Below are 24,195 nucleotides of genomic sequence, written 5' to 3'. Positions count from 1 at the left end.
CGGGGACCTCAGGGTTGTTACGGAACGCTTCAGTAAACCGCCTGAGGCCCCCGCCTTCGCGGGGGCGCGGGAAGTTTATCCTGAGCTTGTCGAAGGGCGGAGGCGCGGGAGGAATGCTGCAGTTCTATCTCCCCCTTCTCTTCAGAGTAGGGGGCTCAAGCAGCCTCAAGTCACCCGCCACACCCACAACTTGATTCCCAGCGGATACCTTGCGCCCGAGCAGATGAAAATCGACCGGTTCATCCAGTCATATTTGCCCACTGGCGCGATGAATTCGGGCACGGTGCGGAAATAGTATTCCGCCGGGTCAACCTCTTGCCCAGATGCCAGCCGCTGTATCACCTCCGGCGGGCCGTGGCGCAGACCACGGTTGCGGATCTGGATGACCACGCCGTCGTCGGTTTCCAGCGCATAGATCGCATCGGCCACCGTCACGCCATCGGGCCGGGTCACTTGCCAATCGGCCGCGTTGCCGATCAGCTTACCCTGGATCAGAGGCCCTTCCACGCGCCCGCCACCCACGATGGGAATGATGCGGCGGGTGCCGTCGAAAGTCTCGCCAATTGGGATCGGCGGTTCGAGTTCACCATGCGCTTCGTAGACGAATTCAAGGCCGGGCTGGATCATGCTGCTGATACTCTCAAGACGGGCTTGATAACGCGGCCGCTTTCGCTGGCTTCGAAGGCTGCGTTGATGTCATCGAACGCGAACATTTCCATCAACCGATCAAACGGATAGCGGCCTGCCACGTGGTGCGCGATCAGTTCGGGGATGAACACTTGCGGGTCGCTGTCGCCTTCCAGAATGCCCATCACGCGCTTGCCGCCGCCCATCAGCGAGGTTTCGTTGAAATGGACCATTGCGTCGGCATCGGACGCGCCGACAAGACCAAGGATGCCGCGCGGGGCCAGTTGTTCAAACGCCAGTTCGATCAGCTTGCCAAGGCCAGTGGTATCGAACGCATAGTTGAGGCCAGTGGGGCATATCTCGCGCAGGGCGGCGGCCACATCGGCATCGCCCTTGATCGTATGCGTTGCACCCAGTTCGCGGGCGAGGGCGAGGCGGTTTTCATGCAGGTCTATTGCGATGATCGGATCGGCCCCGGCAATACGCGCAGCCATGATGGCCGAAAGGCCCACCGCGCCTGCACCGAACACGGCGATGGAGCGCCCAGCCTTGACCGCCATAGAATTGAGCACGGCGCCAGCGCCGGTCTGCAACCCGCAGCCGAGCGGACCGAGCAGTTCGAGTGGCACGTGCGCAGCACTGGCGGGCACTTTCACCACGTTGCGCGCGGTGGCCATCGCGTGGGTGGCGAATGATGACTGGCCGAAGAAGTGGCTGTGGATCGGGCCTTGGTCCGTGCGGATCGCAGTGCTGCCATCGGGGCGGGCGCTGGCAAAGTTGTGCAGGCCAAAGGCATAGCAATAGGCAGGCGCATGGTCAGTGCAGTTCAGGCATTCGCCGCAACTGCCGAACGACAGAACCACCGCATCGCCGGGAGCAACATGCGTGACGCCTTCGCCGACGGCCTCGACGATGCCCGATCCTTCGTGGCCCAGCACCACCGGCAGCGGCACCGGCAATTGCCGGTCACGCACGGCCATATCAGTGTGGCACACGCCAGCGCCGACAATGCGCACCAGCACTTCGCCCGCGCGGGGTGCGTCGATCCGGGCATCTTCGATGGAAAATGCCGATGAGCCCTCACGGCAGATGGCGGCACGAATATCGGTCATGCGGCAAGTTCCTTTTCAGCGAGCCCGATTTCGTCGGCATTCGCCCAGTTGCCATGCAGGCCAAAGCGCAGCCGGATCGGGATGTTGACGGTTGCCACGGGGCCTTTTGCGATGTCGAGTGCATCAAAGATCAGGAGATCGCTGCGCTGGTCTTCCAGCCGGTTGCAGACTTGCACGATCCAGCCATCGCCTTCAGGGGCGTCTTTGGAGCGCGGGACGAAGCATGGTTCTTGCAGGCTCGAAACTGGGCCGCACCACCAGTGCTGTTCGTGGCCTGTCTCGAAGTCCTTGTGGAACAGGCAGTTCATCAGCAACCCGCCAGCGCTGCCGCCGCGCAATTCCACGGGGCGCTTCATGTCCATTTCAAGGAACCAGCCGTAGCGGGTCTTGCGCCCCACGAAGCGGTCATCAATACGCGGGAATTCCGATGCCGTATCGGTCAGCCGCACCACTTCAGCAAAGGCCTCGCCGTTGCTGGCCATGTCCACCACCCAGTCGGTGGGGTAGCTCATCGCCTCCATGCCGTTGAACGGGGCGCCGTGCACGTCGGGGAAGAACGGGAACATGTTGTTCTTCGCCTCGCAGGTCACGAAGTGAATTTTCGTGCCTTCCTGCCATGCGTTCAGCACGTGGCTGGCAAAGCAGTTATCGCGCGTGAACCAGCGGATGTCTTCGTTCGTTATACCATCGCGGCGCGGGATGATCCCCAGATGCACCGGCATGGTAGTGTCGAAGCCGAAGTGCGGCATGCCCTTTTCCAGCCGTTCCCAGCTGCCGATCGATGGCACGATATGCAAGACGAGGTAATCCTCGGTAATGCCGAAATCGTGCATCATGCAGTAGTAGGGCACCTTGAACCACACTTCGCGGATCAGTTCGCCCTCGGGGCTCACTTCCATGTACGTCACGTCATCGGTGCACAGCCCGCTTGCGGCATAGCCGATGGCGACCATGTTGCCGGTCTTCGGATCGATCTTGGGGTGCGAGGTGAAGGTCTGCCCGGTCATCTTGCCGCCGAACTTTTCGAACCCGAACGTCTCCATCGTTGCCGGGTCCATGGTCAGGGCGGGGCTGTCTTCCTTCATCGCCCAAAGCTTTCCGGCAAAGATGAAGGCGTTGGTGTTGGCGGTGGAGCGGTATTCACCTTGCACGCTTTCATCATCGGTCAACGGATTGCGATAGGCCCCGAACAGCGCCTTTCCGGCGGCGTTTTCCAGCTTCCACTTGTCGGTCTTGGCCCAGCGCTGGCGAAAGTCCACTTGGCCGTCATGGATGTGAAAGCGGGTGATCATGCCATCGCCATTGAAGGCGATATCGTCGGCCAGCCGGGGAGGAAACTGCGGGTCGGGCTGGACGCGATAGAATGCGCCGTTTAATCCTGTCGGAATCGTGCCCTCGTGCGCGAGGTCGGCAATGTCCGCCTCGATCCGCGAAGGCGTGTTAAAGCCTGAGAAGCTGGGGGTGTTCGGAAATTGGGCCATGGCATCCTCCTTCCAACATTGTATGTATTGCTAACAAATAGACAAGCGGATTTGCCAAGAGTTTCGGGAGCAGGGCATTGATCAGAGACAAGTTTGCCGATGCCATTGCGCCGGCCGGGCACACTGATGAAGCTGATGTTGGTGCAATCAACGATATTCTGGGCTTCCACATCCGTCTGGCGCACGGCGCGTGTCTGCGGCATTTTACCGAAACGTTCACCGATCTGGATCTGACGCAGAAGCAGGTCTCGGTGCTCTGGCTGGTCGATGATCACCCTGGCATCGCTCAGACCGACCTTGCCCAGCGCTTGCGGATGGACCGCGCGACCACGATGGCCATCATCAACCGGTTGCAGGCCAAGCATTTTCTGCGCCGCGACCGCTCGCCCAAGGATGGCCGCAAGCAGGCGCTGTTCCTCCAGCCGGAAGGTCAGGCCATGCTTGCGCAGGCCAAAACCGCGATTGGTGAGCATGAGGCCTGGGTAAAAAGCCGCTTTTCCGACAAGGAAGTGAAGCAGCTCATTGAACTGCTTTCCCGAATCCACGAATAAGTTATAAGCGATAGCAATTAACAGTTTGGACGAGGACCAAGGGCCGCATGACACAGACCCCGCGCGAGGTGATCGAGCAGACGCCGATGGGCGCGCGCCAATGGATCGTTGTGGTCCTGATGGTGCTGTTGAACGCACTTGATGGGTTCGACGTCCTGTCGAGCGCCTTTGCCGCGCCGGGGATCACCGCCGATTGGGGCATTGCCCGTCCGGCGCTGGGCGTGGTGCTTTCGGCCGAACTGCTCGGCATGGGCTTCGGTTCTGTGCTGCTGGGCGGGGCGGCAGACCGTTATGGTCGCAAATTTACCATGATTGCCTGCCTCGTATTGATGGCGATTGGCATGTATCTGGCGAGCATTGCGGCGGCGGTTCAGCCGATGGTTGCCTACCGGTTCCTCACCGGCATCGGCATCGGCGGGATGCTAACCACCACCAACGCGGTCGTTGCCGAAAGCACCAACAGCCGTTGGCGCTCTGTTGCCATTGCGGTTTATGTGGCGGGCTATCCGCTGGGCGCGATCATTGGCGGAGTTGCGGCATCGGAATGGCTGCTACCCACCTACAGCTGGCACGCTGTGTTTCTGTTCGGCGCGGTGGTGACCGCAGTTCTGATCCCCGTCATTCTGCTGCTGGTGCCCGAAACAGCAGCCTATCTGGCGACGAAGCGCGATCTGACGGGCGTGAACCGCACGCTTGCCGCGTTCGGCAAGCCTGCCATCAGCGATCTGCCGGTGATCGTGGCGGGCACCGTCAAGCCGCGCGTAACCGATATCCTGTCCAACCCCAAACTGCGTCCGGTCACCCTGCTGTTATCGTTCGGCTACACATTCCACTGCATCACTTTCTATTACATCCTGAAGTTTGGTGTTCAGATCGTGTCCGATTATCCGCCGGGCTATCCTCCATCGCAGGCGGCCACGGTGCTGACATACGCCAACGTCGGCGGTTTCCTGGGCAGCGCGCTTTTCGGCTTCGTGATGGCGCGGCTGGGAGTCAGATGGCCCACCGCGCTGATGCTGCTGATCGGCGCGATGATGGTGGCCTATTTCGGCACAGGGCGAGATACGCTGAACGCGTGGCAAATGGCGACGATGATCGCTGGTTTCTTTACCAATGCGGCGATCAGTGGGTTTTATGCCGCCTTTGCGCGCGGCTTCCCGGCTTATGCGCGGGCCACCGGCACGGGTTTCGCGCTGGGCGTGGGGCGGCTGGGCGCTGCGGGCAGTCCGTTGCTGGCGGGCACCCTGTTTGGCTGGTTGGGAGACGACCAACTGTTGACGGTGTCGATAATCATGGCGATGGGCTCGATTATCAGCCTCGCGCTGTTTCTGATGCTGCCCGAGCGCGATGGTGACGACGTGATGTCGGAATAGGTTGTCGAGTAAGATCACTTCATCGACAAGCCGGTACTCCATGAAGACCCGCACTGCTTTGGCTTTTGCGCGCAAGGCCACCCTTTTGCGCCGCATGGTTGAGTGCAGGGCCGGTTCGGGCAAGGATGCGGGCATTAAACACGCGCTCATCCTCGCCCCCTTGGCCCTCGCCCTGATCGCCGCCACCCCGCCCAAAGGTCCCGAGGCGGTGGCAGACGCCGCATTGCGCGCCGCGCCAGTGTTCGATGGGCACAACGATGTGCCCGAACAATTGCGCGAACGCCGCCGGGATATGCTCGAAGGCTTCGATTTCCGCGACACCCGCAGCACCGGCGATGTGGCCAAGGGCCTGCCGCCAATGATGACCGACATCTCGCGTATGCGCGCGGGCAAAGTCGGCGCGCAGTTCTGGTCGGTCTATGTCTCGGCCAATCTGCCAGAACCGCAGGCGGTGCAGGCAACGCTTGAACAGATCGACGTAACGCGGCGTCTCATTGCGCAATACCCCGAAGATCTGCAGTTCTGCACCGACAGCAAATGTGTCGAAGCCTCAGGCAAGGCCGGGCGCATCGCCTCGCTGATCGGCATGGAGGGTGGTCATTCGATCGGCGGATCGCTGGCCGTGCTGCGCCAGATGCACGCCCTTGGTGCGCGCTACATGACGCTGACGCACTTCAAGAACACCGCTTGGGCCGATAGCGCCACCGATGCGCCCGCGCATGATGGCCTGACCCCATTCGGCGAACAGGTGGTGCGCGAAATGCAGCGGCTGGGTATGCTGGTAGATATGGCGCACGTGAGCGAGGCGACGATGCGCGATGCGCTCGCCTTGAAAGGCCCGCCGCCGATTGTCAGCCATTCCAATGCGCGCGCGATCAACCACCATTCGCGCAACGTTTCGGACGAAACACTGAAGGCTATCGGGGCTACAGGCGGCATCGTGATGGTAAACTTCTATCCGCCCTACGTGGTTGAAGCCGCGCGCCAATGGTCGGCGGCACGCGATGCCCAAATCGCGCGCGCCAAGGCGCTGAACCGTGGGGACCCAGCCGCAGAAGCCGCCGATCTTGCCGCTTGGGACAAGGCCAATCCGATGCCGCGCGGCACTGTAGGGGATGTGGCAGATCACATCCAGCATATCGCAAAACTGATCGGGGCTGACCATGTCGGCCTTGGCGGGGATCTGGATGGGGTGGAAAACACCGTCACCGGGCTTGAGGACGTATCCACTTATCCCGCCCTGTTTACGGAACTGGCGCGGCGCGGCTGGTCGCAAGCGGACCTTGAAAAGCTGGCGAGCCGCAACATGTTGCGCGTGATGAAAGCTGCCGAAGCCTATGCTGCGGCCCATCGTGCCGATCCTGTGTTGGAAAACCCGACAACTTTCTGATGTCGCGCTGCGAAATATGTGCAGAAACCCTCTCGACGCAGGACTATGATCCGGGCAGAAATAGTTCGGTTCAATAACAATCTTGACGGAGAGTTCCCGATGTTCACCCACAGCTTTCTTGGCACCAATGACGTTGAAAAATCGCGCCAGTTCTACACCGCCGTCATGGGCGCGCTGGGCCACACCACGGCAGTGCCGCTGCCGATGGGCACGGTATTTCCTTCGGCGGCAGGTTCGTTGATTGTTGGCAAGCCAGCCAATGGCGAAGCGCACACCGTTTCCAACGGACACACCTTGGGCTTAAAAGCTGTGAATTCGGGTGCGGTAGATGCCTTCCATGCGGCAGGCCTTGCCAATGGCGGCACTTGTGAAGGCGCTCCTGGTGTCCGCGAAAATTCTCCGGGCCAGCAGTATGGCGCATACTTGCGCGATCCTGATGGCAACAAGATCTGCGCCTTTGCGCCCAACCCAAACGCCTGACATCGATCAAATAAAAATATTGCGGGGCAGAGGTTTAGGTCCTTGCCCCGCAATCGCTTGGGCAACTGTTCACCGCGCCTCGGCACCATTTGGCCGGTTGCTGCGTTATACTGCGCATGAAACCTTGGCTTGTGCACACTCTGATTCTGCCTGCCCTTTGGATTCTCTCCGGGTGCGATGGTGGTTTGGACGGCGGAAAGCCAGTGCGGACGGTTGATGCAATCTCAGTCAAGCCAGCCCCCTCCTTGATCACGGTGCCGGTTGAGGCTGATCTGGCGGATCTTTCCCGTGTGCTCGAACGGTCGGTTCCGATCCAGCTCTGGACGATCGACAAGGAGGGTCAGACCTGCATGAAGAGCAAAGGGCTTGATATCGGAATCGCCACGATCAAGACGCCCAAGCTCAAATGCCGGATCGTCGGAACGGTAACACGCGGACCGATGCGTCTTGAAGGTTCGGGCCGGGATATTCGCATAGCGATGCCGATCCATGCCCGCATCCGGGCCGAAAATGTTGCCGGATTGATCGATGAAACGGCAACGGCGGATGCCATGGCTCATGCCGTTGTTCGGCTTGATATTGCTGAGGATTGGACCCCGCGCGGCAAAGTTGACATCAGCTATGCGTGGCAGGACTCACCCCATATTGATTTCATGGGACAACGTATTGAATTCGCCGAGCAGGCCAACGAGAAGCTGGCGCCCGTGATCGCGAAGCTGGAACGCGATCTTCCCGGAGAACTGGGCAAATTGCACTTGCGTGAAGCCGTGGCCAAAGCATGGTCAGATGCCTTTACCACTGTGTCATTGAACCGCAAAAATCCCCCGGTCTGGATGCGCATCACGCCCCTGGAGTTCCAGTATGGCGGCTACGAAGTGGTTGCCGGAAAGCTGCGCTTGAACCTTGGCCTTCAGGCATTGACCGAGACGTTTGTTGGCAAGCGGCCGGTTGACCCTAAACCCACGCCGCTTCCGCCTGTCAGACGTCTTCAACAGGCGCAGGGGAAGCTGGAGTTCTTCCTTCCGGTCTTTGCCGATTACCGTGAACTTGAACCGGTGCTGATGAAGGCTCTCGTCAAGCGGTCGGCCCGGCCATTTGACGTTCCGGGCGTCGGGCCGGTGATGGCCCAGTTCAAGACGGCCGAGATTTATGGAACCAAGGGCGGAAGGATTGCAGTGGGGATCAATTTTGCCGCACGTCCACAGGCCGGTAGCGAACAAGCCAGCGGCACGGTCTGGCTTACCGGCAAGCCGGTGAATGCGAAAGATTCACGCCGCGTCGGATTTGAAGATTTGAGCGTTACAGGCACTTCCGACGTGACCGGCGGCGACCTGATCATCAACCTGATCAATGCGCCGGGCGTCATCCAGTATCTTGCCGGGTCGCTTACCCAGGATTTCGAACGCGATTACGCCAAACTGCTGGGCAAGGTTGACCGGGCAATTGAAACAGAGCGCGAAGGTGCGTTCATCGTCAAGGCCGATCTGCTGCGCACTCGTTCAGGCCAGCTACAAGCCGCGGGGGAGGGGCTTTATCTTCCGGTATGGGCGGAGGGAACGGCAACTGTGCGCGTGGTTCAGTGAGCTTTACGCGTCGATGATGCCGTAGGGAACAAGATCGCGCGCATGGGGATCGACCACGATCGCGCGGTCACTTGGCGGGAAGGCGCGCTGGTCGCAGGTGTCGCGCGGACAGATGCGGCAGGAAATGCCAATCCGCGTGATGGCTTCGGTCCGGTTCAGATTGATTCCGTCAGCGTAGATGAATTCGTCCGCCAGCGCTGCTTCGCAACCCAAGGCCACGGCATAGCGGCGGGGCTGGCGGTAATAGCTGCCCGATGGTTTGACGAGGCCTTTGGCGATGGAAACATAGCGCACGCCATCGGGCATTTCGGCGGCTTGCACATGGATGCGGTCGGGGATCGCCACGGCCTCATGCACGACCCACAACGGGCAGGCTCCGCCAAAGCGGGCGAATTGCAGGCGGGTTGCCGAATGGCGCTTGGTGATATTGCCCGCCATGTCCACCCGGCAGAAGAACATCGGGATGCCGCGCGCCTGAGGGCGTTGCAGCGTGGACAGGCGGTGGCAGACCTGTTCGAAACTGGCCCCGAAGATCTGGCGCAACTGATCGATATCGTGGCGCAGCGCGCGGGCGCGGGTGCGGAACCATTCATAGGGCATGATCAGCGCCCCTGCGGCATAATTGCCAAGGCCAACGGTCAGCAACTGGCGGGCGGCGTCCGATTGCAGGGTCGCACTTTCGACAATCGCGGCAATTTCTTCGCGCAGGCCCTCGGCGGCAACCTGATAGGCCATCTGAAAGCGCCCGCTTTCAATCGGCTGGTTGGGGTCGAGCGTTAGCCGCCGTGCTGTGGGATCGAAGCGGCGCATCGCCCCGCCGCTCACTTGCTCCACCGCAATGCCCCTGCTTTCCAGCCATATCGCCATTTGCCCCATCGTGGGCGACATACCGGTCCCTGAAAGGCGCACCGCCAGCCTTTCGGCTGCACGATCAATGCTGTCGACATAGTTGTTCGCATGGTGAAACCAGTCGCGCACTTCCTCCCACGGCAGGCGTCCGCCTGTGACATTGTCTGATCCCAGCGCCTCATCAATCGCTTCCAGCCGCTGCACCGATCGACGGTGCTGTTCCCACAGCGTCGCAAAAGCCTGCGCAAAGGCCGGGTATTGTTCGGCCACACGCTCTACCTGATCACCGGGAAGCGTGGCGCCGATCATCGGGTCAGCGGCAGCATCACGCAAAGCGGTCAGCACTGGTTCCACCCGGTCGGCGGCGAAATCCTGCCATTCCACCGGGAAACTGTGTTGCAACCGGTCGGCCAGAACGGGCGTCAACGGGCGCTCATCGTTCTCGATCTGCGAAAGGTAGGACGCGCTGATGCCCAGCAGGCTGGCCATTTCACCCTGACGCAACTTTCGCGTCGTGCGCAGGGCTTTGAGCTGTTCGCCCGCAAAGAGGCGGCGTCTTGCCATTTCCAACGATCCGATTTTGCAAACTTATCCTTCGCAAGTTTGCAGAATAACATTGGACTTGGCAAGCGCGCTGGCGCAGGTGGAAAGCCAATCCGTGGTCTTGCCTTTGGCAGGGCTGCGGTTCCGGCTCTGGCCTTGCACCCCGGGGAGGGGGTGCGGGCTGGAACCGGGCATTTGATCCGGCTTATCAACAAAAGGGTGCCCCGCATGTCCGCCAATATTGCCGAGATGGAAAAACGCCGTCAGGCAGCACGCATGGGCGGCGGGCAAAAGCGCATCGATGCGCAGCACGCCAAAGGCAAGCTTACCGCGCGCGAACGGCTGAAGGTGCTGCTCGACGAAGGCAGCTTCGAAGAAGTCGACATGTATGTCGAACACAACTGCGTCGATTTCGGCATGCCCGATACGGTCATTCCCGGCGATGGCGTGGTGACGGGTTCGGGCACGATCAATGGCCGTCTGGTCTATGTGTTCAGTCAGGATTTCACCGTGTTCGGTGGCTCGCTGTCTGAGCGGCACGCGCAGAAGATCTGCAAGATCATGGATACCGCGCTGAAGGTCGGCGCGCCAGTGATCGGGCTCAACGATTCCGGCGGCGCGCGCATTCAGGAAGGGGTGGCCTCGCTCGGCGGCTATGCCGAAGTGTTCCAGCGCAATGTGCTGGCCAGCGGCGTGGTGCCGCAGCTTTCGCTGATCATGGGGCCTTGCGCGGGCGGCGCGGTTTATTCGCCCGCCATGACCGACTTCATCTTCATGGTGAAGGACAGCAGCTACATGTTCGTCACCGGCCCCGACGTGGTCAAGACCGTCACCAACGAGATCGTGACGCAAGAGGAACTGGGCGGCGCGGTCACGCACACCACCAAGACCTCGGTCGCCGATCTGGCGTTGGAGAACGACATCGAAGCGCTGCTCGCGGCGCGCGATTTCTTCGATTACCTGCCGCTGTCCAACCGCCACGACGTGCCAGAACGGCCCACGTCCGACCCCTATGACCGCGCTGAACACAGCCTCGATAGCATCGTCCCCGCATCGGCCAACCAGCCCTATGACATGCACGAAGTCATCGCCAAGACGGTGGACGAGGGCGAATTCTTCGAAATCCAGCCCAAGCACGCGGGAAACATCATCTGCGGTTTCGGTCGCATCGAAGGCCGCACCGTGGGCATCGTCGCCAACCAGCCGATGGTGCTGGCAGGGGTCCTCGATATCAACTCATCGAAAAAGGCCGCGCGGTTCGTGCGCTTTTGCGATGCCTTCAGCATCCCGATTGTGACTTTCGTCGACGTCCCCGGCTTCCTCCCCGGCACGGCGCAGGAACACAACGGCATCATCAAGCACGGTGCAAAGCTGCTGTTCGCCTATGCCGAAGCCACCGTGCCCAAGATCACCGTCATCACCCGCAAGGCCTATGGCGGCGCCTATGACGTGATGGCCTCCAAGCATTTGCGAGGTGACCTTAATTACGCCTGGCCGACTGCCGAAATCGCGGTGATGGGTGCCAAGGGTGCGGTTGAAATCATCTTCCGCGGCCTGTCTGCTGAAGAGCAGGCGGTCAAGACCCGCGAATACGAAGACCGCTTCGCGAACCCCTTCGTGGCAGCCAGCAAGGGCTTCATCGACGAAGTGATCCACCCCCATTCCACGCGGCGGCGCATCGCGCTGGGCTTGCGCAAGCTCAAGACCAAGAGCTTGGAAAACCCATGGAAAAAGCACGACAACATCCCGCTCTGATTGAGCGCTTCAGTCTGGAAGACCTGACATGACCGACATTTTCATCGTCTCGGGCGCTCGCACCGCCATTGGCTCGTTCGGTGGCGGACTTGCCTCGATGCGTCCGGCAGAAACCGGCGCAATCGTGATCAAGGAAGCCATCGCCCGCGCCGGGATCAGCGCGGACAAGGTGCAGAACGTGGTCATCGGCACGGTCGTGCCGACGCAGCCCAAGGACGCCTACGTCAGCCGCGTTGCCGCCGTGAATGCGGGCGTGCCGATCGAAGCGCCTGCGATGAACGTCAATCGCCTGTGCGGCTCGGGCCTGCAGGCCATTGTCTCGGCGGCGCAAGGGATTGCGCTGGGCGAGCAGGACATTGCCATTGGCGGCGGTGCGGAAAGCATGTCGAACGCGCCGCACATGGTGCTGACCGCGCGCAATGGCCAGAAGATGGGCGATCAGGTGCTGATGGACGCCATGCTTGGCGCGCTGCACGATCCTTTTGAGAACATCCACATGGGCGTGACCGCAGAAAACGTGGCCGAACGCTGCAGCATCAGCCGTGAAGAGCAGGATGCTCTGGCGGTGCAAAGCCACCAGCGCGCCGCCGCTGCTATTGCGGCAGGTTACTTCAAGGAGCAGATCGTCCCGGTCGAAATCAAGACGCGCAAGGGCACTGTCGTGTTCGACACCGACGAGCACGTGCGCGCCGATGCCAGTGTCGAAGCGATGGCGGCCCTGCGCCCGGTGTTCAAGAAGGACGGTACCGTCACCGCAGGCAACGCCAGCGGCATCAACGATGGCGCGGCAGCGGTCGTGCTGGCCAGCGGCAAGGCTGTGGAAGAGCATGGGTTGAAGCCGATGGCCAAGATCCTCGGCTGGGGCCATGCGGGCGTTGAACCGAACGTCATGGGGCTCGGCCCGGTCAAGGCCGTGCCGGTGGCGCTTGCCCGCGCAGGGCTGACGCTAGACCAGATCGATGTGATCGAAAGCAACGAGGCGTTCGCCGCGCAGGCCTGCGGTGTCGCCAAGGAACTGGGCTTCGATCCGGCCAAGACCAACGTCAACGGCTCGGGTATTTCGCTCGGCCATCCCATCGGCGCGACGGGCGCGATTCTGACGATCAAGGCGATGTATGAACTGCACCGCACCGGTGGCCGCTATGGCTTGATCACGATGTGCATCGGCGGCGGTCAGGGCATCGCCATGGTCATCGAGAAGGTCTGATCATGAAACTGGGTCGCCTCAACCACGTCGGCGTCGCCACGCCCGATATCGACGCTTCGATCGCGTTCTACCGCGATGTGATGGGCGCGAGCGACATTACCGAGCCGTTCGTGCTGGAAAGCCAGCAGGTGCGGGTGTGCTTCGTCAATACGCCGGGCGAGAACGGCACCGCTGGCACGCAGATCGAGCTGATCCAGCCAACCAGACCGGACAGCGCGGTGGGCAAGTGGCTCGCGGCCAATCCCTTGGGCGGCCAGCATCACCTTTGCTACGAAGTGCCCGATATTCATGCGGCTAAGGCAGCGTTCGAGGCACTGGGCAAGCGTGTGCTGGGCGAGCCGCGGATCGGCGCGCATGGGACGCTGATCTTCTTCGTCCACCCCAAGGACATGGGCGGCGTGCTGACCGAGATCATGGAAGTGCCGCAGGGGCATCACTGAGGTTTGAGGTAACCGTCACCCCGGGCTTGACCCGGGGTCCCGCTGCCTTCGGACGGCGGTGCGGTCAAAGAAAAGCGGGACCCCGGATCAAGTCCGGGGTGACGATTGAGGGATAGAATAATGAGCGACAAGACACTGGCCGACTGGCAGGCCGCAGCCGCCAAGGAAGTCAAGGGCAAAGACCTCACGTGGCAGACGCCCGAAGGCATTGCCGTCAAGCCGCTCTACACGGCCGAGGACGTGACCGTCGATCCGGGCCTGCCGGGCTTTGCGCCGTTCACGCGCGGCGTTCGCGCCTCGATGTATGCAGGGCGTCCCTGGACCATCCGCCAGTACGCGGGTTTCTCCACCGCCGAGGAATCGAACGCCTTCTACCGCCGCAATCTGGCTGCGGGCCAGAAGGGCCTCTCGGTCGCCTTCGATCTGGCCACGCACCGCGGATATGACTCCGACCACCCACGCGTAACCGGCGATGTCGGCAAGGCTGGCGTCGCCATCGACTCTGTCGAGGACATGAAGATCCTGTTCGACGGCATCCCGCTCGATCAGATGTCCGTCTCGATGACCATGAACGGCGCAGTGATCCCCATCCTCGCGTTCTTCATCGTCGCGGGCGAAGAGCAGGGCGTTGATCGCAAGCTGCTCGACGGGACCATCCAGAACGACATCCTCAAGGAGTTCATGGTCCGCAACACCTATATCTATCCGCCCGAGCCCTCGATGCGGATCATCTCGGACATCTTCGGCTATACCAGCCGCGAGATGCCGAAGTTCAATTCGATCTCGATTTCCGGCTATCACATGCAGGAAGCGGGCGCGACGCAGGTGCAGGAGCTAGCGTTCACCATCGCCGACGGCATGGAATATGTGAAGTACGGCGTGGCTTCTGGCCTCGACATCGACAAATTCGCAGGCCGTCTGTCATTCTTCTTCGCCATCGGCATGAACTTCTTCATGGAAGTGGCCAAGCTGCGCGCCGCGCGCGTGCTGTGGCACCGCGTGATGACCAAGCTGGGCGCGCAGGACGAACGCAGCAAGATGCTGCGCACCCACTGCCAGACTTCGGGCGTGAGCTTGCAGGAGCAAGACCCCTACAACAACGTCATCCGCACCACGATTGAAGCGATGGCTGCGATGCTGGGCGGCACCCAGTCGCTCCACACCAACGCGCTCGATGAAGCCATCGCGCTGCCGACCGACTTTTCCGCACGCATCGCCCGCAACACGCAGATCGTGATTCAGGAAGAGACGGGCATGTGCAACGTGGTCGATCCGCTGGGCGGGTCGTACTACATTGAGAGCCTGACGCAGGAACTGGTCGACAAGGCGTGGGAGATCATCGAGCGCGTTGAAAGCGAAGGCGGCATGGCCAAGGCTGTGGCCGCTGGTTGGCCCAAGGCGATGATCGAGGAAGCCGCTGCCGGACGGCAAGCGCGTGTCGACCGTGCCGAAGACGTGATCGTCGGCGTCAACAAGTACCGCCTCGCCACCGAAGACCTGCTCGACACGCTCGACATCGATAACGACAAGGTCCGCCAGGGCCAGATCGCCCGCCTGAAATGGGTGCGCGAAACCCGCGATGAAACCAAGTGCCGCGCGGCGCTGAACGCCTTGACCGAAGGCGCAAAGACCGGTGGAAACCTGCTCGAACTCGCGGTCGAAGCCGCCCGCTACCGCGCCACGTTGGGCGAAATTTCTGATGCGATGGAAGTCGTGTTCGGGCGTCACGGCACTTTCCCTACACCGGTCAAGGGCGTCTACGGCGCAGCCTACGCGGGCGATGCGCGCTATCAGCAGGTAGTCGATGGCGTCGAAGCCGTGACGCGCCGCCTCGGCCGCACCCCGCGCATGCTGGTCGCCAAGATGGGCCAAGACGGCCACGATCGCGGCGCAAACGTGATCGCCTCGGCCTTCTCCGACATCGGCTTTGACGTGACCTCCGGCCCACTGTTCCAAACGCCCGAGGAAGCCGCCAAGCTGGCGCTGGAAAACGATGTGGACGCCATCGGCGCATCGTCGTTGGCGGCAGGACACAAGACGCTGATCCCCGAACTGATCGGCCACCTGCGCGCAGCGGGCCGCAGTGACATCAAGGTCGTGGCAGGCGGCGTGATCCCGCCGCAAGACTACGATTACCTGCGCGAAGCCGGCGTGCAGGGCATCTACGGTCCGGGCTCAAACGTGGTGGAATGCGCCGCTGATATGCTGCGCCTGCTGGGCCACAACATGCCGCCAGTGGATGCCTGATTCATGCCAACGCTGCTGCGCATCGGTGCGTTCCGGTTCTACTTTTACAGTCACGAACCGAATGAGCCGCCGCACATCCACGTGGATCGCGGGGCAGCAACGATCAAGGTGTGGCTCGGCAGCCTGGAAGTGGCCAGCAGCCGTGGCTTTCGTGCTCATGAAATAGGTGGCATTGTGGCAATGGTTGAAGCGCATCGCGACGAGTTTCTGGAGGCTTGGCATGGGTATTTTGGCTAAAGTTGCTGATGAGCGCGTGCTGGACGTTCGCTGCAACGAGCACAGCCTGATTGTCGATCTGATGGATGGTCGGACCATTTCAGTTCCGCTCGCTTGGTATCCACGGTTGCTGCATGCCACGCCTGAGCAGCGGGCAAATTGGGAGCACGCAGGCGCAGGCTTTGGCATTCATTGGCCCGAGATTGACGAAGATCTGAGCACCGAGGGCCTGTTGCGCGGCGCACCTGCGCCTGAGGCGCGGTAAAAAGTCCGGCAAGGAGAGATGCCATGACGCAGAAGCTTGAAACGCTGTCAGTCCACGCAGGGTGTGAGCCTGATCCGACGACGAATGCGCGGATCACGCCGATCTACCAGACGGCTAGCTACGTGTTCGACAGTGCCGAACATGCCGCGAACCTGTTCGCGCTGGCCGAATTCGGCAATATCTACACGCGCATCATGAACCCCACCAATGCCGCGCTTGAAGCCAAGATTGCGGCGCTTGAGGGCGGCGTAGGTGCACTTGGCGTCGCTTCAGGCCATGCCGCGCAGTTCATCGTGTTCCACACACTGATGGAACCTGGCTGCGAGATCGTGGCGGCCAAAAAGCTCTATGGCGGCACGCTCAACCAGTTCGCGCACAGCTTTGCCAAGTTCGGCTGGAAGGCGATATTCGTCGATGCCGATGATCCCGCAGCCGTTGCCGCTGCGATCACCGACAAGACGCGCGGCGTGTTCATCGAAAGCCTCGCCAACCCCGGCGGCGTGGTGCAGGACATCGCGGCGATTGCCGAGGTCGCTCATGCCGCAGGCGTGCCGCTGATCGTCGACAACACGATGGCGAGCCCCGCGCTGTGCCGCCCGATCGAACATGGCGCGGACATTGTCGTCCATTCGTGCACCAAGTTCCTCAACGGCCACGGCAATTCTATCGGCGGGCTGATCGTGGATTCGGGCAAGTTCGATTGGGCGGCGAGTGACAAGTTCCCCTCGCTCACCCAGCCCAACCCAAGCTACCACGGCGCGGTGCTGACCGAGGCGTTGAAGCCCGTCGGTCCCATCGCCTTCATCATCGGCTGCCGCGTGCTGGGCCTGCGCGATCTCGGGCCGTCGATGGCGCCGATGAATGCGTTCCTGACGCTGACCGGCATGGAAACGCTGGCGCTACGCATGGAGCGGCACTGCAGCAATGCACTGCATCTGGCGCAGTGGCTGCGCAGCCATCCCAAGGTGGCGTGGGTTTCCTATGCGGGCCTGCCGGAAGACCCCTATCACCAACTGGCCCAGCAGTACCTCGGCGGCAAGGGCGGCGCGGTGTTCACCTTCGGCGTGAAGGGCGGATACGAGGCAGGCGTGAAGCTGGTCCAGTCGGTCAAGCTGTTCAGCCACCTCGCCAACATCGGCGACACCCGCTCGCTGATCATCCACCCCGCTTCCACCACGCACAGCCAGTTGGGCGAGGCGGAATTGGTTGCCGCAGGTGCCGGGCCGGATACGGTGCGTGTGTCGGTGGGGATCGAACACATCGACGACATTGTGGCCGATTTAGCGCAGGCGCTGGAGCTGGTGTGAGCTTGGCCTTCGCCTCCCTCTTCCCCGTCGCCCCGGGCTTGACCCGTGGCCCCGCTGCCTTTTGCGAGGTCGCAGGAAAAGCGGGACCCCGGGTCAAGCCCGGGGTGACGATTGAAGTAGGGGCATCGAGATGAATTTTTTGCGCTTCGCCTTCATCGTATTAGTGATCGTCGCGTGCTGGTTGTTCCTAGGTATTTCCGCTTTGGACTATGCGGAAACGAATTGGCACATCTGCGGAATTCCTGATGCAAGCAATCCAACAGCTCTTTGTGAATTCAGAGAGGCAATTGCGATTGTATTTCTTGTTTCCTTGCTTGTTGCTCTTTGCGGGGCAGTTTACTGGCTCAACAATAGGTCTCGCTGAATGTTCAAGAAAATCCTCATCGCCAACCGTGGTGAAATTGCCTGCCGTGTGATCAAGACGGCCCGCCGCATGGGTATTGCGACCGTTGCCGTCTATTCCGATGCGGATGCTCGCGCGCCGTTCGTGCAGATGGCCGATGAAGCCGTGCACATCGGCCCGGCACCTGCTGCGCAGTCCTATCTGATAGCCGACAAGATCATCGCGGCATGCAAGCAGACGGGCGCAGATGCGGTCCACCCCGGCTATGGCTTCCTGTCCGAACGCACTTCGTTCGCCGAGGCGCTGGCGGCAGAGGGCATCGCGTTTGTCGGGCCTCCGGTGAATGCCATTGCCGCGATGGGTGACAAGATCGAATCCAAGAAGCTGGCGATGAAAGCTGGCGTGAACGTCGTCCCCGGCTTCGTGGGCGAGATCGAGGATACCGAACACGCCGTGCGCATCTCGGAAGAGATCGGCTATCCGGTGATGATGAAGGCCTCTGCTGGCGGCGGTGGCAAGGGCATGCGCCTTGCCTATTCCGAGCAGGACGTGCGCGAGGGCTTTGAAGCAACCAAGCGGGAAGGGCTGAACTCGTTCGGCGATGATCGCGTGTTCATCGAGAAGTTCATCCTCAACCCGCGCCACATCGAAATCCAGATCCTGGGCGATAAGCACGGCAACATTCTTTACCTGAACGAGCGTGAATGCTCGATCCAGCGCCGCCACCAGAAGGTGGTGGAAGAAGCGCCCTCGCCGTTCGTAACACCCAAGATGCGCAAGGCGATGGGCGAGCAGTGCGTCGCGCTGTCACGCGCGGTCGGCTACCATTCGGCAGGCACGGTGGAATTGATCGTTTCGGGCGCGGACCCCTCAGGCGAGAGCTTCTACTTCCTCGAAATGAACACCCGCCTGCAGGTAGAGCATCCCGTCACCGAAGCCATCACTGGCATCGACCTTGTCGAGCAGATGATCCGCGTGGCCGCTGGCGAAAAGTTGGCGATGACGCAGGATGACGTGAAGATCGACGGTTGGGCCATCGAAAACCGCGTCTATGCCGAAGACCCCTATCGCGGCTTCCTGCCCTCCACCGGCCGCCTGATCCGCTATCAGCCGCCACTGGCAGGTTGGACCGACGATGGGCAGGCTAATGGCCGTCGCGGTGTGGACGGCGTTCGTGTGGACGATGGCGTCTATGAAGGCGGCGAAGTGTCGATGTTCTATGACCCGATGATCGCCAAGCTAATCACTTGGGGGCCTACGCGCGATGAAGCGGCGGACAAGCAGATCGCAGCGCTTGATGCGTTCGAGATCGAAGGCCTTGGCCATAACGTCGATTTCGTCAATGCCATCATGCAGCACCCGCGCTTCCGCTCGGGCGAATTGACCACGGGCTTCATTGCCGAGGAATATCCCGAAGGCTTCCACGGCGCGGCCACGTCTGACGAATTGAAGCAGACGCTGGCAGCGTTGGCAGGCTTCCTCGCCACCGCCCGCGCCGACCGTGCCCGCCGCGTGGACCAGCAATTGGGCGACGAGCTTGATCCGCCCTACGAATGGGCGGTGAAGATCGGCGATACGACTTATGCGGTCACACTCGACGAAGATGAAGTGACAGTGGACGGCAAGGCCATCGACCTCGCGCTGGAATACACGCCAGGCGACCGGATCGTGCATTGCGAGATCGATGACAAGCCGCTGTCGGTGAAGGTTGAACCAACCCGCGCAGGCTTCAAGCTGACGACGCGCGGCGCGATCCAGCACGTGCAGGTCTTGCCCGCCCACATCGCGCCTTACACGCAGCACATGATCGAAAAGATCCCGCCCGATCTGTCCAAATTCCTGATCTGCCCGATGCCGGGCCTGCTCGTCACGCTCAACGTCGGCGAGGGCGACACGGTGGAAGCGGGGCAGCCGCTGGCCGTGGTCGAAGCGATGAAGATGGAAAACATCCTGCGCGCGGAGAAGGCGGGCAAGGTGAAGGCGGTCAACGCCAAGGCGGGCGATAGTCTGGCCGTAGATGCGATCATTCTTGAGATGGAGTGAGGCCCCAATGCCCACCCCGCTGCGACTAACTTCGCTTATCGCTCAGTAAGTCTCGCGGCCCTCCCGCAAGCGGGAGGGCGAAAGCAGAGCTGTCAACTCCCCTCCCGCAAGCGGGAGGGGTTGGGGGTGGGCTTGCTCAGATGCGGAAAATCTTACCCGGATTGAACAGGTTGTCCGGGTCCAGCGCCTGCTTGACCATGCGCATCACGTCCACCGCATTTTCGCCCAGTTCGTCGATCAGGCACTGCTGCTTACCAATGCCGATGCCGTGTTCGCCGGTGCAGGTGCCGTCCATCGCCAGTGCGCGGGCGACCATGCGGTGGTTGAGCGCTTCGACCTCGGCCATCTCCTCTGGCGCGTTCGGATCAATCGAGAAGATCAGGTGGAAATTGCCATCGCCCACATGCCCGACGATGGTAGCGGGCACACTGCACACATCCAGTTCGGCGCGGGTGGCAAGGATGCACTCGGCCAGGCGGCTCATCGGCACGCACACATCGGTCGTCAGGCCAATCGCGCCGGGGCGCAGCGCAATCGCCGCATAATAGGCCTCATGCCGCGCGCGCCACAGGCGGTTGCGGTCCTCGGCCAGCGCGGCCCACTGGAACTCCCCGCCGCCGTTGGATGCCGCCACTGCCTTCACCGTCTCCACCTGCTCGGCCACGCCCGCCGCGCTGCCGTGGAATTCGAAGAACAGCGTTGGCACTTCGGGCAGGCCCAGCTTGCTGCGCAAATTCACCGCGCGCACCTGCATCGCATCAAGCAATTCGATCCGCGCCATCGGCACGCTGCAATGGAATGCCTGCACCACTGTCTCTACCGCACCTGCCAAAGTCTCGAACGGGCAAGTGGCGGCAAGGATCGCTTCGGGCACCGGGTGCAAGCGCAGCGTGATGCCGGTGATGACACCCAAGGTGCCTTCAGACCCGATGTAGAGGCGCGTCAGGTCATACCCGGCGGCAGACTTCTTTGCCCGCCTGCCGGTGCGGATGACCTTGCCCTGCGCGGTAACGACTTCCAGCCCCAGCACCGCCTCGCGCATCGTGCCATACCGCACCGCGTTGGTCCCCGATGCCCGCGTCGCTGCCATGCCGCCGATGGTGGCATTTGCGCCCGGATCAATCGGAAAGAACAGGCCGGTATCGCGCAAATGCGCATTCAGCGCCTCGCGCCGGATGCCGGGCTGCACGGTGCAATCGAAATCGGCGTGGTTCACGCTCAACACGGCGTCCATGCGCGACAGGTCAAGGCAGACGCCCCCTTCCAGCGGCAGGGTATGCCCCTCCAGCGAGGTGCCCGCGCCATAAGGCACGATGGCCACCCGCGCCTCGCGGCACAGGTTCACGCAATCGACCACATCCTGCGTCGATCCGGCATAGACCACCGCATCGGGCAAGACGGTGGCATATTGCGATTCGCTGGCCCCATGCTGCGCGCGGATCGCCTCGCCCGTCTGGCAAGCCTCGCTAAAGCGCTGGGCCAGATGGTCGAGAAAGCCGGGAGGCAGTGGGCGCGGGGGGTGAGCCATGTTGGTTTCCATGACTCCACCTAGCGGGCAATTCCACCTTTTTGAATGCGCACGCCGTTTTGGCTCTGGTGCAAAACTGTTCAGGCAGGATAAAGCGCACGAGCTTGATATACGGTCGAGAGCCTCACAGTGAGGTTTTGACGGGTTTAGAACAGGGCAGGTTTCCAGATGGGCAAATTGACGGGCGCAGTGTTGATTGCAGGTCTTACGGTTTCGGCACTTGCGGGCGGAACAGCTTTTGCGCAGGCAAAGGGTGATCCGGTCGCGGGCAAGAAGGTGTTTATGCGCTGCGTTGCCTGCCACGCCGTTCAGCCTTCTGCCGGCCCGAAGATGGGGCCAAACCTTGCCGGCGTCGCTGGCCGCAAGGCTGGTGCTGCCGCCAACTTCAAGTATTCTGCAGCGATGCAGAAGGCCAATCTCAAATGGGATGACGCCACGCTCGACAAGTGGCTGGCAAAGCCTTCGGCCGTCGTACCGGGTACCTCGATGGCCTTTGCCGGGCTTTCAAACCCAGTAGAGCGCGCGAACGTGATCGCTTACCTGAAAAAGCCGGTTCCTTAAGAGCACCATCCCGAACCCGCCAGTTGAAAGCTGGCGGGCGAGGCACTGTTGCCGATAAAGCAGGCATGTAGCGGCAATCAGCCAAACAGCCGCTGCAGCCAACTACGCCTGGGTGGTGCAGGCATTTCCTGCCCGGTCAGGCGCATAAGATATTGTGCCAGCAGCATGGCCTGATTGCGCGTCATCAACAGGTGGTGCGTGTCAACCGATCCGGGGGTTGGCTTTGCACGGACGGTTGATTGCACGGTCAGCTGGATATTGCGTGAAATGGACTGGTGGCCCCACCCGATCACAACACCAGACAATTCCTGAGGCAGATCATCTTCCTGTGGCTTTGCTGTGGCCATTGTACCCTTCCCCCCAAACCGTGTTGAGGATAGGAATCGCAATTGCCTATCTTGGTCAAGCCATTTTGGTTCTTTTAATCACGTTCTGCCCAACACCTTGGAAGGGTTCAAGGGAAGGGTTCAGGCAGCCAATTGATACGGCGCGATCTCGCCAGTCAGATATAGTTTCTTGGCTTTGGCTCGGCTCAGCTTTCCTGAACTGGTGCGGGGCAGGGTGCGCGGCGGCACCAATTCCACGACGCAGTTCATGCCGGTAATCGAACGCACCTTGTCGCGGATTTGGTCGCGCAGTTTCACGCGCTCAACCGGATCGGACACGCGGCAATGCACCAGCACGGCGGGGGTTTCTTCGCCGTTTTCCGCCTCGACCGAGAAAGCGGCAATATCGCCCTGGTGGAAGCCCGGAAGCTGTTCCACCGCCCATTCAATGTCCTGCGGCCAGTGGTTCTTGCCGTTGATGATGATCATGTCCTTGGCGCGGCCAACGATGAACAAATAGCCCTTTTCATCGACATAGCCCATGTCGCCAGTGTCCAGCCAGCCATCGACCATGCAGGCCTCTGTCGCCTCGGGGTCACGGAAATAGGAGTGCATGACCGACGATCCCCGGCACCACACTTTGCCGATGTGATGGTGGGCCAATTCTTGGCCGCTCTCGCCCCGGATCGCCACTTCCATGCCCAGCACCGGCACGCCGCAGTTGACCATGGCGCGATAGCGGGCAGGGCGTGAAAGATCGCGCGGACTGCCCGACAGGCGCTCTTCTTCTACCAACTCTACGCGGATGCCTTCACCCGGCGGCATGACGGTCACAGCCAGCGTTGCTTCGGCCAGACCATAGCTTGGCAGGAATGCATCGGCGCGGAAACCGGCCTCGGCAAAGGCATTGACGAAGCTTTGCATCACATCAGGACGGATCATGTCTGCGCCGTTGCCCGCCACGCGCCAGCGCGAAAGGTCAAACCGGTCGGCCACATGGCTTTGGCTGGAGATGCGGCGGGCGCAAATGTCATAGCCGAAGGTGGGTGAGTAAGACAGCGTGGTTCCCTGATTACGGCTGATCAGATCGAGCCAGGCCAGCGGGCGCCGCGCGAAATCTTCGGTTTTCAGGAAGTCGACCGAAACGCCGTTGGCAATGGGCGACAGGAAGCACCCGACCAGACCCATGTCATGATACCACGGCAGCCACGACACGGCGCGGTCAGGGTTGTCGATCTTCATGCCGTGCGAATGGCCTGCCAGATTGGCCAGCAGCGCGCGGTGGGTTACGGCAACACCATGGGGAAAGCGGGTCGATCCGCTGGAATATTGTAAATAGCTGATCGCATCGGGATCGGGCTTGGGCAGGTCGGCCGCGCTTTCCTCACCGGCGTGGAATTCGTCCCACGAAAGCCCGGCGCAGCCTTGGCGGGCCGCAGCGGCACCTGCCATTTCGGCGATTTCATCGGGATAGACCAGCATCTTGGGGTCAGAACTGGAAAGCTGCACAGCAAGCTGATCGATGTAGCTTTCCTTGCCGCCAAAGCTGGTCGGCAGCGGCAGCGGCACGGGCCATGCACCTGCGTACATTGCACCACAGAAGATGGCCGAAAAATCGGGGCCGGTTTGCGCCACCAGTGCCACCCTGTCACCCGGTGCAACGCCCATCGCGAGCAGTTTGCGTGCGGCCAACAGCGCATCTGCGCGCAGTTCGGAATAGGGGTATACCCGCGCCAGATTGCCGCGCGGATCGTGGAAGTTGAAGCCCAGAACGCCCTTGGCGGCATAATCCAGCGCATCGCAGAATGTATCGAAGTCCGCATAACGGCGTGGTTGCACGTCGATATTCGGTGTGGGAACGAGGGTCGCCTGTTCAGCGACAGCGTTCGAAACAGTCATGCGATACCCCGATGTTCTCTTCTATTGACCTGCAGGCATCTGCGCGCCTGCTTCTGAACGGCCCATTAC

21 protein-coding genes are annotated in these 24,195 nt (G+C 61.5%); 14 read left to right on the top strand and 7 right to left on the bottom strand.

The features are described 5' to 3' along the window. Nucleotides 1-165 precede the first annotated feature (165 nt). Genes AC2A1F_RS15775 through AC2A1F_RS15765 form a run of 3 tightly spaced genes read right to left on the bottom strand, consistent with a single transcriptional unit; the run spans nt 166 to nt 3,220 of the window. Entirely contained in the window at nt 166-627 is a 462-nt protein-coding gene (locus AC2A1F_RS15775; RefSeq protein WP_484209737.1) for a DUF3237 domain-containing protein, read from the bottom strand. Next, nucleotides 624-1,739, bottom strand: coding sequence for an NAD(P)-dependent alcohol dehydrogenase (locus AC2A1F_RS15770; RefSeq protein WP_484209736.1), 1,116 nt, complete (start codon nt 1,737-1,739; stop codon nt 624-626). The genes AC2A1F_RS15775 and AC2A1F_RS15770 overlap by 4 nt, the downstream gene beginning before the upstream one ends. Next, complete coding sequence (locus tag AC2A1F_RS15765) at nt 1,736-3,220, bottom strand: lignostilbene-alpha,beta-dioxygenase (RefSeq protein WP_484209735.1); 1,485 nt, start codon at nt 3,218-3,220, stop codon at nt 1,736-1,738. The genes AC2A1F_RS15770 and AC2A1F_RS15765 overlap by 4 nt, the downstream gene beginning before the upstream one ends. Nucleotides 3,221-3,297: 77 nt before the next feature. Between AC2A1F_RS15765 and AC2A1F_RS15760 the strand changes: the two genes are divergently transcribed. The 5 genes from AC2A1F_RS15760 to AC2A1F_RS15740 all read left to right on the top strand — a co-directional run bounded on the left by AC2A1F_RS15760 (nt 3,298) and on the right by AC2A1F_RS15740 (nt 8,597). Beyond that, complete coding sequence (locus AC2A1F_RS15760; protein WP_484209734.1) at nt 3,298-3,771, top strand: Saro_0803 family transcriptional regulator; 474 nt, start codon at nt 3,298-3,300, stop codon at nt 3,769-3,771. 47 nt (nt 3,772-3,818) lie between these two features. Continuing rightward, on the top strand, nt 3,819-5,144 hold the full coding sequence (locus AC2A1F_RS15755) for an MFS transporter (protein WP_484209733.1): 1,326 nt from the start codon (nt 3,819-3,821) through the stop codon (nt 5,142-5,144). A gap of 94 nt (nt 5,145-5,238) precedes the next feature. Further along, nucleotides 5,239-6,534 carry a dipeptidase gene (locus AC2A1F_RS15750; RefSeq protein ID WP_484209981.1) on the top strand — a complete coding sequence of 432 codons (1,296 nt, stop codon included), beginning with the start codon at nt 5,239-5,241 and terminating at the stop codon, nt 6,532-6,534. A gap of 99 nt (nt 6,535-6,633) precedes the next feature. Then, nucleotides 6,634-7,014 carry a VOC family protein gene (locus tag AC2A1F_RS15745; RefSeq protein ID WP_484209732.1) on the top strand — a complete coding sequence of 127 codons (381 nt, stop codon included), beginning with the start codon at nt 6,634-6,636 and terminating at the stop codon, nt 7,012-7,014. A gap of 245 nt (nt 7,015-7,259) precedes the next feature. Continuing rightward, entirely contained in the window at nt 7,260-8,597 is a 1,338-nt protein-coding gene (locus AC2A1F_RS15740) for a DUF4403 family protein (RefSeq protein ID WP_484209731.1), read from the top strand. Nucleotides 8,598-8,600: 3 nt separating this feature from the next. Here AC2A1F_RS15740 and AC2A1F_RS15735 read toward each other — a convergent pair whose 3' ends face one another. Next, on the bottom strand, nt 8,601-10,010 hold the full coding sequence (locus AC2A1F_RS15735) for a helix-turn-helix domain-containing protein (RefSeq protein WP_484209730.1): 1,410 nt from the start codon (nt 10,008-10,010) through the stop codon (nt 8,601-8,603). A 207-nt stretch (nt 10,011-10,217) separates the two neighbouring features. Between AC2A1F_RS15735 and AC2A1F_RS15730 the strand changes: the two genes are divergently transcribed. The 8 genes from AC2A1F_RS15730 to AC2A1F_RS15695 all read left to right on the top strand — a co-directional run bounded on the left by AC2A1F_RS15730 (nt 10,218) and on the right by AC2A1F_RS15695 (nt 19,812). After that, nucleotides 10,218-11,744 (top strand): acyl-CoA carboxylase subunit beta, encoded by a 1,527-nt coding sequence (locus AC2A1F_RS15730; RefSeq protein ID WP_484209729.1) that lies wholly within the window; start codon nt 10,218-10,220, stop codon nt 11,742-11,744. A 28-nt stretch (nt 11,745-11,772) separates the two neighbouring features. After that, nucleotides 11,773-12,951 (top strand): acetyl-CoA C-acyltransferase family protein, encoded by a 1,179-nt coding sequence (locus AC2A1F_RS15725; RefSeq protein ID WP_484209728.1) that lies wholly within the window; start codon nt 11,773-11,775, stop codon nt 12,949-12,951. Between the two features lie 2 nt (nt 12,952-12,953). Then, nucleotides 12,954-13,391, top strand: a complete 438-nt coding sequence (mce, locus tag AC2A1F_RS15720) for a methylmalonyl-CoA epimerase (protein ID WP_484209727.1) — start codon at nt 12,954-12,956, stop codon at nt 13,389-13,391. 120 nt (nt 13,392-13,511) lie between these two features. After that, nucleotides 13,512-15,638 (top strand): methylmalonyl-CoA mutase, encoded by a 2,127-nt coding sequence (gene scpA / locus AC2A1F_RS15715; RefSeq protein ID WP_484209726.1) that lies wholly within the window; start codon nt 13,512-13,514, stop codon nt 15,636-15,638. A 3-nt stretch (nt 15,639-15,641) separates the two neighbouring features. After that, on the top strand, nt 15,642-15,875 hold the full coding sequence (locus AC2A1F_RS15710) for a DUF4160 domain-containing protein (RefSeq protein ID WP_484209725.1): 234 nt from the start codon (nt 15,642-15,644) through the stop codon (nt 15,873-15,875). Next, nucleotides 15,859-16,119, top strand: a complete 261-nt coding sequence (locus AC2A1F_RS15705; RefSeq protein ID WP_484209724.1) for a DUF2442 domain-containing protein — start codon at nt 15,859-15,861, stop codon at nt 16,117-16,119. Before AC2A1F_RS15710 ends, AC2A1F_RS15705 begins: the two co-directional genes overlap by 17 nt. A 23-nt stretch (nt 16,120-16,142) precedes the next feature. Next, entirely contained in the window at nt 16,143-17,426 is a 1,284-nt protein-coding gene (locus AC2A1F_RS15700) for an O-acetylhomoserine aminocarboxypropyltransferase (RefSeq protein WP_484209723.1), read from the top strand. Between the two features lie 364 nt (nt 17,427-17,790). After that, nucleotides 17,791-19,812, top strand: coding sequence for an ATP-binding protein (locus AC2A1F_RS15695; RefSeq protein ID WP_484209722.1), 2,022 nt, complete (start codon nt 17,791-17,793; stop codon nt 19,810-19,812). A 136-nt stretch (nt 19,813-19,948) separates the two neighbouring features. Here AC2A1F_RS15695 and AC2A1F_RS15690 read toward each other — a convergent pair whose 3' ends face one another. After that, a complete protein-coding gene (locus AC2A1F_RS15690) occupies nt 19,949-21,340 on the bottom strand; it encodes an FAD-binding oxidoreductase (RefSeq protein WP_484209721.1) in 1,392 nt (463 codons plus the stop codon). 168 nt (nt 21,341-21,508) lie between these two features. Here AC2A1F_RS15690 and AC2A1F_RS15685 point away from each other — a divergent pair, with 168 nt between their 5' ends. Next, nucleotides 21,509-21,901 (top strand): c-type cytochrome, encoded by a 393-nt coding sequence (locus tag AC2A1F_RS15685; RefSeq protein ID WP_484209720.1) that lies wholly within the window; start codon nt 21,509-21,511, stop codon nt 21,899-21,901. A gap of 77 nt (nt 21,902-21,978) precedes the next feature. Here AC2A1F_RS15685 and AC2A1F_RS15680 read toward each other — a convergent pair whose 3' ends face one another. Both AC2A1F_RS15680 and AC2A1F_RS15675 read right to left on the bottom strand, forming a co-directional pair. Next, nucleotides 21,979-22,248, bottom strand: a complete 270-nt coding sequence (locus tag AC2A1F_RS15680) for a hypothetical protein (RefSeq protein ID WP_484209719.1) — start codon at nt 22,246-22,248, stop codon at nt 21,979-21,981. Between the two features lie 120 nt (nt 22,249-22,368). Further along, entirely contained in the window at nt 22,369-24,126 is a 1,758-nt protein-coding gene (locus AC2A1F_RS15675) for a fatty acyl-AMP ligase (protein WP_484209718.1), read from the bottom strand. Between the last annotated feature and the right edge of the window lie 69 nt (nt 24,127-24,195).

Source organism: Novosphingobium sp. HNCC26BN242, from assembly GCF_057180525.1.
This window is presented reverse-complemented; position numbering and strand designations above follow the sequence as displayed.